Annotated in this window: 10 protein-coding genes; 4 read left to right on the top strand and 6 right to left on the bottom strand. The window is 64.0% G+C overall.

Annotated features, from left to right (window positions below; genetic code table 11):
* Positions 1-77 precede the first annotated feature (77 nt).
* Positions 78-956 (top strand): 3-hydroxybutyryl-CoA dehydrogenase, encoded by an 879-nt coding sequence (locus AC1DX0_RS10035; protein ID WP_477355197.1) that lies wholly within the window; start codon positions 78-80, stop codon positions 954-956.
* A gap of 68 nt (positions 957-1024) precedes the next feature.
* Here AC1DX0_RS10035 and AC1DX0_RS10030 read toward each other — a convergent pair whose 3' ends face one another.
* The 3 genes from AC1DX0_RS10030 to AC1DX0_RS10020 all read right to left on the bottom strand — a co-directional run bounded on the left by AC1DX0_RS10030 (position 1025) and on the right by AC1DX0_RS10020 (position 4354).
* Positions 1025-2950, bottom strand: a complete 1926-nt coding sequence (locus AC1DX0_RS10030) for a PAS domain S-box protein (RefSeq protein ID WP_477223368.1) — start codon at positions 2948-2950, stop codon at positions 1025-1027.
* A 212-nt stretch (positions 2951-3162) separates the two neighbouring features.
* Positions 3163-3801, bottom strand: a complete 639-nt coding sequence (locus AC1DX0_RS10025) for an NrsF family protein (protein ID WP_477223367.1) — start codon at positions 3799-3801, stop codon at positions 3163-3165.
* A gap of 1 nt (position 3802) precedes the next feature.
* Positions 3803-4354, bottom strand: coding sequence for a sigma-70 family RNA polymerase sigma factor (locus AC1DX0_RS10020; protein ID WP_477355194.1), 552 nt, complete (start codon positions 4352-4354; stop codon positions 3803-3805).
* 317 nt (positions 4355-4671) lie between these two features.
* Here AC1DX0_RS10020 and AC1DX0_RS10015 point away from each other — a divergent pair, with 317 nt between their 5' ends.
* From AC1DX0_RS10015 to AC1DX0_RS10005, 3 genes are all read left to right on the top strand, one after another.
* A complete protein-coding gene (locus AC1DX0_RS10015) occupies positions 4672-5679 on the top strand; it encodes an iron ABC transporter substrate-binding protein (protein ID WP_477223365.1) in 1008 nt (335 codons plus the stop codon).
* 175 nt (positions 5680-5854) lie between these two features.
* A complete protein-coding gene (locus AC1DX0_RS10010; protein WP_477355191.1) occupies positions 5855-7435 on the top strand; it encodes an ABC transporter permease in 1581 nt (526 codons plus the stop codon).
* A complete protein-coding gene (locus tag AC1DX0_RS10005; protein ID WP_477355188.1) occupies positions 7432-8514 on the top strand; it encodes an ABC transporter ATP-binding protein in 1083 nt (360 codons plus the stop codon). The genes AC1DX0_RS10010 and AC1DX0_RS10005 overlap by 4 nt, the downstream gene beginning before the upstream one ends.
* 23 nt (positions 8515-8537) lie before the next feature.
* On the opposite strand, the gene ugpC is transcribed toward AC1DX0_RS10005, so the two are convergent.
* Genes ugpC through AC1DX0_RS09990 form a run of 3 tightly spaced genes read right to left on the bottom strand, consistent with a single transcriptional unit; the run spans position 8538 to position 11458 of the window.
* A complete protein-coding gene (gene ugpC / locus AC1DX0_RS10000) occupies positions 8538-9638 on the bottom strand; it encodes a sn-glycerol-3-phosphate ABC transporter ATP-binding protein UgpC (protein ID WP_477355185.1) in 1101 nt (366 codons plus the stop codon).
* A gap of 13 nt (positions 9639-9651) precedes the next feature.
* Positions 9652-10566, bottom strand: coding sequence for an ABC transporter permease subunit (locus AC1DX0_RS09995; RefSeq protein WP_477223361.1), 915 nt, complete (start codon positions 10564-10566; stop codon positions 9652-9654).
* A gap of 7 nt (positions 10567-10573) precedes the next feature.
* Positions 10574-11458 carry a carbohydrate ABC transporter permease gene (locus AC1DX0_RS09990; protein WP_064992418.1) on the bottom strand — a complete coding sequence of 295 codons (885 nt, stop codon included), beginning with the start codon at positions 11456-11458 and terminating at the stop codon, positions 10574-10576.
* Positions 11459-11482: the final 24 nt, after the last annotated feature.

Raw genomic sequence — 11482 nt, 5'->3', positions numbered from 1 at the left:
AGACGAAGTCGCCCCGCCCTTTTAGTTTGCACCGCACAAAAAGCAGGCTGCTAAAGCCTTTTGACGGGATCGGTGTAATGAGCAAGATCGAGACGATCGGCATCATCGGCGCGGGCCAGATGGGTGGGGGTATCGCCCATGTCTCCGCGCTTTCAGGATTCAAGGTCCTGATCTACGACATCTCACCCGACCGCATCGAGAAGGGTATCGCCACCATCAGCGGCAACATGGCCCRTCAGGTGGGCTCCGGCAAGCTTGACGAGAAGCTGCGCAACCAGGCGATGGCGCGCATCGGCTCAGCGCCGACGATGGCCGATCTGGCCGGCGCCGATCTGGTGATCGAGGCGGCAACCGAGGACGAGACGGTCAAGCGCAAGATCTACGCGCAGCTCTGTCCGCAGCTCAATCCCGAAGCCATCCTGGCGACCAACACCTCGTCGATCTCGATCACGCGGCTTGCCGCGCAGACCGACCGGCCGGAGCGCTTCATCGGCATACATTTCATGAACCCGGTGCCGCTGATGAAGCTGGTCGAACTGGTGCGCGGCATCGCCACCGAGGACCAGACCTTCGAGGCGGCCAAGACCTATGTGAAGCAGCTCGACAAGACGATCACGGTCTCGGAGGATTTCCCGGCCTTCATCGTCAACCGCATCCTGCTGCCGATGATCAACGAGGCGATCTACACGCTTTATGAGGGCGTCGGCTCGGTCGATGCCATCGATACCGCCATGCGGCTTGGCGCCAACCATCCCATGGGACCGCTGCAGCTGGCCGATTTCATCGGCCTCGATACCTGCCTGTCGATCATGCAGGTGCTGCATGACGGCCTGTCGGATTCAAAATACCGCCCCTGCCCGCTGCTGGTGAAATATGTCGAGGCCGGCTGGCTCGGCCGCAAGACTGGGCGCGGCTTCTACGACTATCGCGGCGAGCACCCGGTTCCGACGCGCTAAAGCAATTCCAGGAAAAGTGTGAAGCGGTTTTCCGTCCGGAATTGCGTCAAAAAGAGGTACGCGTCCGCTTATGACGCCGCGGCAAGCGGCGCGGGCGGTTCTGACCTGTCGTCGGTGATCCTGTCATCCGGCGCCACCGAAACGCACCCACGGCCGGCGGCCTTGGCCGCATAGCAGGCGGCGTCGGCCTTTGCGATGATCTCATCGACTTCACCGCAATTGGCGCAGATCGCCGCCAGCCCGATGCTGGCACCGATCGCGTGCGGCCGGCCGTCCCAAGTGAAGTCGAGCCCAGCTATCGCATCGATGATGGAGCGCGCCGCGATCCTGGCGCCGGCGGTCGAACCCGACTTCAGGATGACCGCGAATTCGTCGCCGCCCAGGCGCGCGACAATGTCCTCGGGCGCAAGCACGTCGCGCACGGCCTCGGCGACCCGCTTCAGCAAGGCGTCTCCGGCGGCGTGGCCACCGGTGTCGTTGACCAGTTTGAAATGATCGAGGTCGATGAACATGAACTGATGGCCGCTCACGGCCGTCGTGCCGTCCTTGCGCGCCTGATCGACCAATCCCTCCATGGTGCGGATGAAGCTCGAGCGATTGGCAAGGCCGGTCAGCGCATCATGCGCGGCGGCGTGAGCGAGCTGGCGCTGCAGGGCACGCGCATCGGTGAAGTCCTGGAAGACGATGACCAACCCGCAGAATTCGTTGCGCTCGTTCATGATCGGCGACACGACCTGACGGATGCTGCAGCGTGTGTCGTCGCGGCGGATCAACACCGCGCGGCTGTTCTGGTCGGAAGGCGCCTCCGCGCCGAGCGCCGGCCGTGTCACGCCGATCCTGTGACCCGTCTCCTCGTCGACCGCCCAATAGACATGGCCGAGCGTCTTGCCGAGGGCCGCCTCGCCGGAAACGCCGGTCAGCTTCTCGGCAACCGGGTTCATGAAGGTGACGCGGTTCGCCGCATCGGTACAGATAACGGCATCGCCGATCGACTGCAGCGTCACCCTCAGCCGCTCCTTCTCGTCGGCAAGCATTGCCGCCGATAAGATCAGGTGCTCTTCGGCTTCCTTGCGTCGGGTGATGTCGGTCAGGCTGCCGATCGCCCTGATCAGACGCCCGTCCCCGTCGCGCTCGATGGCTTTGCCGCGATCGAGGATCCAGACCCAGCGGCCATCCTTGTGGCGCATCCTGAACTCGGCTTCGAAAAACTCCGTCTTGCCGGCGAGATGCTCGCGATCCGCCGCGGCGACGGCCTCGCGATCGTCGGGATGAATCATCGTCATCCAATGGTCGGGATCGCCATCGAGTTCGCCGTCCTCATAGCCCAGCATCTTGACCCACGTTGAGGAGTAGGTCGTGCCGCCCCTGCGCATATTGAGATCCCAGACGCCCTGGCCGGCGCCCGCCAGCGCGAAATTCCAGCGTGTTTCGGCCTCAGCGATGCGCGCCTCGGCCTGCTTGCGCGCGTCGATGTCTTCGATCTGCGAGACGAGATAGAGCGGGCGACCGCTTTTCTCGTCGCGAATGACGGAGCCGGCGAGATGGCCCCAGACAGGTGTGCCGTCCTTCTTGAGGTAACGCTTCTCGAGGTGGAAGGCGTTGACCGTGCCCGCTTTGATGCCTTCCATGGTTTCGCGCCCGACATGCATGTCGTCAGGGTGCGTGATCTGGAAAAAGGTCAGCGCCTCGATCTCCTCGCGGCTGTAGCCAAGCATCGAGGCGAAGGCCGGATTGGTTTCGAGAATGCGCCCGTCGAGTCCGACAATGGCGATGCCGATCGCCGAATCCTGCATTGCCCGGCGGAAACGCTGCTCGCTCTGCGCGATCTGCCGCCGGTCGTCGAAGATGCGAACGACGAACAGACCGGTGAGGAAAAGCGCGCCGGCCGCAACGGCGACCGAAGCTTGAAGACAAAATCTGAGCGCCTCGGCGCCGAGGTCCAGCCTCGACAGCACGACCGAGACCGCCGCTACGGCAAGGCCGGCGACAAGCAACGCCGGTAAAGCTCGCCTGTGGAGCCCGATGAGTCCTGGTAATCTCACGATCCGTGCCACCCCCGTGGGCAATCGCTTTTTCCCGTTAAAACCCTGAAGGATCGATTTTAAGGAAAGGTTGCGTAGGGGGTACTGGCGACAGGAATAACCGGCAAACAATTGCCGGCATGATTAAGGATCGGTTTGCACGGGGTGTGGCCGCAGGTATCCTGCTACCAGCGCACGAAAAACCGTCCGCCAAGCGCGCCAAGCAAGGCAAGCGCCGCAATCGCGATCGTGTACCAGGTGGCGACGAAAAGCGGCGAATCGTCGAAACAATGCGCGGCATAGAAGGTCGCCGCCAAGCCGCCGGCGAGCAGCCCCGCCACCGCGCCGGCCAACACCGGCCGCGTCGGCGCGCCATAGCGCAGCATCCACAGGAAGATGGCCAGCGGGCCGATGCCGATCAGCGGGATGAAGCCCATGCAGATCATCATGTTGGAGCCGACCATGCGCGTGCCCCACAACGCCTCCGGCACCATGAAGAGTTCCAGGACCACCGCCACGGCCACCAGCAGAGGCGCGGCAAGCATCCCCGCCATCGCCAGACGTGTCGGGGCACCTGGCGTCGACAAAGCGCGGATAAGGGCGAAGGCGCTGATGGCCAGCACGATGGTGAAAACGAATTTCGACAGGAAGCGCATCGTGTGCGCGGCCACCATGAAGTCGGGGCGCGGGCCGATCGTCAGCAGGAAGACGACTGCCGCGATGACAATGGCCGCACCGGCAGCCAGCCACCAGGCCGAGCGCAATGGCATCGCCTTGCTGCCTGCATCGGCGTCGAGCGCCTTGATGAGATCCTCGGTCCTCATGTCATTCCCGCCCGAATCGCCCCTGCCCAAATCGCTTGGCTATGGCGGCAAGTCCGCGATGCAGCGACACACGCACCGCCGTCTCGCTGATGCCGAACTTCGCTGCCGTCTCGCCGATCGAGCGGCCTTCCACGGATACCGCCGAAACCACGGAACGCTGCGCCGGCGGCAGCCCGTCCAAGGCTCGATTGATGTCGCGCTCGCTGACGGTTTCGGTCTCCGGCTCGGCGAAGGTCTCCGCGATATCGTCGACATCGATCTCGATGCGCCGACCGCGCCGCCGGAACGCGTCGATCAGCTTGAAGCGGGCGATCGCATAGATCCACGGCAGCACCGGCGCGTCCTGGCGCCAAGTATGCCGTTTCACATGAATGGCCAGCAAGGTTTCCTGCACGACATCCTCGGGATCGACCCCGCCCTGTACGATCTTGCGCCGGACAAAGCCGCGCACGAGCGCGGCAATCCGGTGCAGAAAGTCGGCATAGGCCTTTTCATCTCCCGCGATCGCGGCCCGCATCAGCCGGGAAAGCTCGGCCTCGTCCTTGCCGSTCACAAGAGTTCACTCCCCGATKTTCGYGCCTCGGCRCWGATTTGTTACGTGGCCGGCGAAATAATGTCCAAGCCAAASTRCKGGSAAATCACGAAAGTTTGCGGGTCCTGAAGGCACAGCCGCATACCGGGTCACCTTAGAGGCCTTGCGATCACGCCTCGCGAGAAACCGTCAATCCATACCGCCATCACATGGAATTGTCCGCTTTGCGTCGAGCTTTGCGCCTCAGCGACCGATTGAAGCAGCCATCAATGTTGACTATGCCTGTCAGGTATCGATAGGTGCAGCGTGCAAAGACCAACGACATCGAGGATGACGCCATGAAATTCACCCTTTCCGCCCTTGCCGGTGCCGCCGCACTTGCAATCAGCCTGGCCGCCGGTCCGGCGATGGCCGAGGATGCCGGCATCATCGTCTATAACGCCCAGCATGAAAGCCTGGCCAAGGAATGGGCCGAAGGGTTCACCAAGGAAACCGGCATCAAGGTCACACTGCGCAATGGCGGCGACAGCGACTTCTCCAACCAGATCGTAGCCGAAGGGGCCGCCTCGCCCGCCGACGTGTTCCTGACGGAGAATTCACCCGCCATGGTGCTGGTCGAGAGCGCCGGCCTGTTCGCACCGGTCGATGCAGACACGCTGGCTCAGGTGCCGCAGGACTATCAGGCAGCCAGCGGCAAATGGGTGGGTGTGGCCGCGCGAAGCACCGTCTTTGCCTACAACACGACCAAGCTCAAGGCCGACCAGTTGCCCAAGTCGCTGCTCGACCTTGCCGACCCGAGCTGGAAGGGCCGCTGGGCCGCTTCGCCGTCGGGCGCCGATTTCCAGGCCATCGTCAGCGCGCTGCTGCAGCTCAAAGGTGAGGCCGCCACGGCGGACTGGCTGAAGGCGATGAAGGAGAACTTCACCGCCTACAAGGGCAACAGCACGGTGATGAAGGCGGTCAATGCCGGCGAGATCGAAGGCGGGGTGATCTACCACTATTACTACTTCGGCGATCAGGCCAAGACCGGCGAGAACAGCAAGAATGTCGCGCTGCATTATTTCAAGAACCAGGATCCGGGCGCTTTCGTCTCGGTCTCCGGTGGCGGCGTGCTGGCCTCGAGCAAGCATCCGAAGGAAGCCCAGGCCTTCCTGAAGTGGGTGACCGGCAAGGGCGGCCAGGATGTGCTGAAGAACGGAACCTCCTTCGAATACGCGGTCGGCAAGGATGCCGGGTCCAATCCGAAGCTGGTGCCGCTGGTTGATCTGCAGGCGCCGAAGGTCGACGCCACGACGCTGAACTCCAAGAAGGTCACCGACCTGATGACGGCAGCCGGCTTGCTTTAGTTGCCGTTCGTCCTGATAAGGACGTCAGACCGTGCTCCCGCGGGACCTTGCCCTTCCGCGGGAGCGTTTTATTTTCGAGATGGCCTTCGTCGATGACGACACGCTGCGTTCCTGACCGCCGACCGCGGTCCCTTGATTGCCGGCACCCCGCCGCAGCCGTGGGGCGTCCGAGCTGATGCAGCCCACGCTCGATCTCGCGCGCTCGGAGCTGCCGATGAAGATGCGTCGAAGGCCGCAGCGGCGGGCAGCATCCTGGCTTGTCACCGCCGCCATCTTCGTCTCGCTGCTCGCCCTTGTGCCGCTGGTCTTCATCATCTGGATCGCGGTGCAGACAGGCTGGGAGACGGTTTCGGCGCTGGTCTTCCGGCCGCGCGTCGGCGAACTGCTGGTCAACACCACGCTGCTGGTGCTGCTGGCCGTGCCGATCGCCATCGTKCTGTCKGTSGCGCTGGCCTGGCTGACCGAGCGCAGCGATCTGCCCGGCGCCAGGCTGTGGGCCTGGCTGTGCGTGGCGCCGCTCGCCATTCCCGCTTTCGTCCACTCCTATGCCTGGATCACCATGGTGCCCGGGCTGCACGGCCTGTGGGCCGGCGTGCTGGTGTCGGTGATCGCCTATTTCCCCTTCCTCTATCTGCCCATATCGGCGGCGCTGCGCCGTCTCGATCCGGCCCTGGAGGATGCCGCAGCAGCCCTTGGCCTTGGACCCTGGCGCGTCTTCTGGCGCGTCGTGGTGCCGCAKCTCAGGCTCGCCATTTGCGGCGGCTCGTTGCTGGTCGGACTGCATTTGCTGGCAGAATACGGCCTCTATGTCTTCATCCGCTTCGACACCTTCACCACGGCGATCGTCGACCAGTTCCAGTCGACCTTCAACGGACCGGCCGCCAACATGCTGGCCGGCGTGCTGGTGACCTGCTGCTTCGTGCTTCTGGGCCTCGAAGTGCTGGTGCGCGGCGAGGAGCGTTATGCCCGTGTCGGCTCCGGCGCGGCCCGCTACCAGCAACGCACACGCCTCGGGCGCGCCACCATACCGAGCCTGCTTATGGTTGTCGTCACCACGCTGCTGGCGCTTGGCGTACCGTTCGTCACCATCGGCCGCTGGCTCGTCGCCGGCGGCGCCGATGTCTGGCGTCTCGACGAGATCGGCCTGGCGCTCGGCCAGACACTGTTCCTGGCACTTGCCGGGGCCTTGCTTGCCACCGTCGCCGCCATGCCGATGGCTTGGATCTCGATCCGCGCGCCCGGGCCGTTGCAGCGCCTGCTGGAGGGTTGCAACTACATCGTCGGCTCGCTACCGGGTGTCGTCATCGCGCTGGCGCTGGTCACCATCACAGTGCGTATCGCCCTGCCGCTCTATCAGACGCTGTTCACCATCCTGGTCGCCTATGCCCTCATGTTCCTGCCGCGTGCCCTGGTCAGCCTGCGCGCCTCGATCGCCCAGGCCCCGGTCGAGCTCGAGCGCGCCGCGTCCAGCCTCGGCCGGCGTCCGCTCAACGCGCTRTGGTCGACGACCATCCGCCTTTCGGCACCCGGTGCGGCGGCCGGCATGGCGCTTGTGGCGCTTGGCATCATGAACGAGCTGACCGCGACCCAGATGCTGGCACCGAACGGCACCCGCACACTGGCGATGGCGTTCTGGTCCTACAGCGGCGAGATCGACTACGCCTCGGCCGCCCCTTACGCCTTCATCATGGTGGCGATGTCGCTGCCCCTGACCTGGCTGCTCTATGTCCAGTCGAAACGGATGGCCGGACGATGAGCTTTCTCGAAATCAGCGGCCTTCACAAGCAYTACGGCCCGGTSGCAGCMCTKGCCGGCGTCGACCTCAAYGTCGCCAGCGGCAGCCGGACCGCGATCGTCGGMCCCTCGGGYTGCGGCAAGACCACCTTGCTGCGGCTGATCGCYGGCTTCGAGGCCCCGGACCRGGGCCGCATCGTGCTCGACGGCSAGSTGCTGGCCAATGGCGGCGCYGCYGTCCCGGCRCATCGCCGCGGCATCGGCGTGGTGGCGCAGGATGGCGCCTTGTTCCCGCATCTGACCATATCGGACAATATCGGTTTCGGCATGGGCCGGGGCGAGGACAAGCGCGCCGAGCGCATCGTCGARCTCGCCTATATCGTCGGGCTSGACAAGGCRATCCTCAAGCGCCGCCCGCACGAACTCTCCGGCGGTCAGCAGCAGCGCGTGGCCCTCGCCCGCGCCATGGCGATGAAGCCRAGGCTGATGCTGCTCGACGAGCCGTTCTCGGCCTTGGACACCGGTCTGCGCGCCTCGATGCGCAAGGCGGTGGCCGAACTGCTGGAGGCTGCCGGCATCACCACCATCCTGGTGACGCACGACCAGGCCGAGGCGCTGTCCTTCGCCRSCCAGGTGGCGGTGATGCGCGACGGCAAGTTCTCGCAGGTCGGCACSCCGCGCGAKCTCTACCTCAAGCCGAAGGACAGGATGATCGCTGAGTTCCTCGGCGACGCCATCATCCTGCCGGCGAAGATAGCGGGCGGCTTCGCCAACTCGCCGCTCGGCCGCATCGCCGTCGACACCAATGAGAGCCGCGATATCGCCCGCATCATGCTGCGGCCGGAGCAGATCGCCCTGAAGAGAACATCGCGCGAAGGCATGTCGGGTACCACTGACATGCTGTTCGGTGAGGTGACGGAATCGGAATTCGCCGGCTCGACATGCACGATTGCGGTGCGGCTCCTGAACAATTCCGATCCGCCGGATGCCGCCGCGATCGGCAACACGCCGCTGATACTGCGCAAATCCGGGATGGACGCGCCGGCGGTCGGCGAGATCGTGCGGCTCACCGTGTCGGGAAAGGCGCATGTGTTCGCCTAAGCGGCGCGAAGGCGTTTCGACAATCAGAGCGCCGGCTCGGGGACGGACGCCTTGAAGACATCGAGGCGGCTTCCCGTCTCCGACGAGAAGAAATGCATGTCCTCAGGCGAAAACTTCAGGCCGACCGGGCTGCCGGGCTCGGGGTGGATAGCCTCCGACGTCATCACCGAAAACGGCGCGCCATCGAGATCGACATAGATGACCCGCCCCGCGCCCAGTTCCTCGACCAGGTCGACGGTGGCATTGAGCGCGCCCGCTGTGCCRGGCGCSACCAGCCKCACGGCTTCCGGTCGGATGCCSAYYGCGACCTYSGTGCCGACCGGCAGACCGGCGCGTGTCATCGCCAGCCGCCGGCTGCCGCCGAGCAGCGACAGCCCGTCGAGTTCGGCAGTACCTTCGAGAATGTTCATCGCCGGCGCTCCGACGAAGGTGGCGACGAAGCGGCTGGCCGGGCGGGTGTAGATCTCACCTGGCGTACCAACCTGCTCGACCTTTCCGCCGTTCATGATCACCAGCCGATCAGCCAGCGTCATCGCCTCGACCTGGTCGTGGGTGACGAAGACGGAGGTGGCGTTCAGCCGGCGATGCAGCTTGCGGATTTCCGAGCGCATCTGGACACGCAGCTTGGCGTCGAGATTGGACAGTGGTTCGTCGAACAGGAACACTTTCGGCTCGCGGATCATGGCGCGGCCCATGGCGACGCGTTGCCGCTGGCCACCGGAAAGCGCCATCGGCTTGCGGTCGAGCAGATGTTCGAGCTCCAGCGTGCGCGCCACCGCCTGGATACGCTGTGTGCGTTCAGCAGCGGGAACACCGGCGACCTTGAGCGARTARCCKATGTTCTGCGCCACGCTCATATGCGGATARAGCGCGTARTTCTGGAACACCATSGCGCAGCCGCGCTCGCGCGGYTCMAGYTTGTTGACGACGGTGCCGTCGATCRCGATTGYGCCGCCSGAAATSTCTTCCAGCCCGGCGATCATTCTGAGCAGCGTGGACTTGCCGCAGCCGGACGGTCCCAGGATGACGACGAATTCCCCCGAGGCGAAGTCGAGGTCGACACCGTGCACGACCTGCGTCTTGGCGTAATTCTTCTTGACGCCGCGAATGGTGATGGAGGCCATTTTTTGTCTCCTGTTATTTCTCGGTGGCGATCAGGCCACGCACGATCCAGCGTTGCATGAGCACCACGACAAGCAGCGGCGGCAGCATGACGATCAGCGTTCCGGCCATGGCGATATGCCATTCCGGAGCACCGCCGACATTGGGGATCAGCTGCTTCAGTTCGGTCACCGCCGTCGCATGCGACTGGTCGGTGGTGATGAGCAGTGGCCACAGATACTGGTTCCACGCCCACAGGAACATGATGGTGCCGAGCGCCGCCATATTGTTGCGCGACAGCGGCAAAAGCACATCGATGAAGAAACGCAGTGGTCCCGCACCGTCCATGCGCGCCGCCTCGGTCAGTTCATCCGGCACGGTGAGGAAGAACTGCCGGTACAGGAACGTGCCGGTGGCCGTGGCGACCAACGGCAGGATAAGTCCGGGGTAGGAATTGAGCAGCCCGAGGCTGAGCGAGACCTGCACGCCCGACACCTTCTCGATCAGCCAGCTCAAGCCCGTCAAGTCGAGGATGGTCTGATAGGGCGACAGCACGTTGGCGACGACCGCGTAGGTCGGCACGATGCGCACTTCCAGCGGTAGCATCAGCGTGATGAAAACCAGCCAGAAGATGAACATCCGGCCGGGAAAGCGGAAATAGACGATCGAGAAGGCGGTGAGCGCCGAAATGATCACTTTGCCCGCCGCCACGCCGCCGGCGACGATAAAGCTGTTGAGCAGCTTGGGGCCGAGGTCCGCCGTGACCCATGCCGTCTTGATGTTGACCCAGAARTCGCTGCCCGGCAGCAGCGACATCGGCACATCGTTGACATCCCGCAGGTTGTGCGACGCGGCGATGGCGACGACCACGAACGGCGCGACGCAGAAGACAAAACCGACGAACAGGATCAGATGCGTGAAGAAATTGAGGAATGGGGTGCGCTCTACCATGTCATCCTCACCCGTAGTGCACGCGCCGCTCGATGAAGCGGAACTGGAAGATGGTGAGCACGATGATGAGCAGCATCAGGATGATGCTCTGCGCGGCGGCGCCCGAATAATCCAAACCTTTGAAGCCGTCGGAATAGATCTTGTAGACCATCAGATTGGTCGCATTCGCCGGGCCGCCTGATGTCATGATGTCGACGATGCCGAAGGAATCCTGAAAACTCTCGGTGATGTTGATGACCAAAAGGAAGAAGATCGTCGGCGTGATCAGCGGGAACTGGATGTCCCAGAAACGCCTGATGACACCGGAGCCGTCCATCGCCGCCGCTTCGATCAGTGAACGCGGGATGGCCTGGAACGCGGCCAGGAAGAAAATGAAGTTGTAGCCGACATATTTCCACGAGAAGGCGACGATGATCGACGCCATGGCATCCGCGCCATCGAGACCCGGATCCCAGATCCCCGGCCACATCCGGTTGATGACGGAAAGGAACCCTGCCTCCGGCGCCAGGATAAAGCGGAACGCCAGCGCCAGCGCCGGTGCGGCGATGCCATAGGGCCAGATCAGCACGACCCGGTAGAGACGCGAGCCGGCAAGCTGCCGGTCGGTCAATGCGGCGAGCACCAGCGCAATGAACATCGCCAAACCGGTGCTGATCCCGGCAAAGACAAGGCTGGCGGTGATCGAGTTCCAGTAATCGGCGTTGGCCAGGATCGAGCGGAAGTTGTCGAGCCCGACCCAGATGTTGCCGCCACCCCAGGGCTGCTGCAGCGTCAGCGACCAGTACACCGCCTGGCCGGCCGGCCAGTAGAAGAACGTGAAGATCAGGAGCAGCTGCGGCACCGCGAAAAGGATGCCGATCGTCCAGCTGCTGAAAGTGACGCGTTTTTCCATCGGTCCGCCGATGCCGCTGAGCGG

The organism is Mesorhizobium sp. P3_A9 (assembly GCF_056402975.1).
Note: the sequence above shows the minus strand (reverse complement) of the source record. Positions and strands in the feature narration are given on the sequence as shown.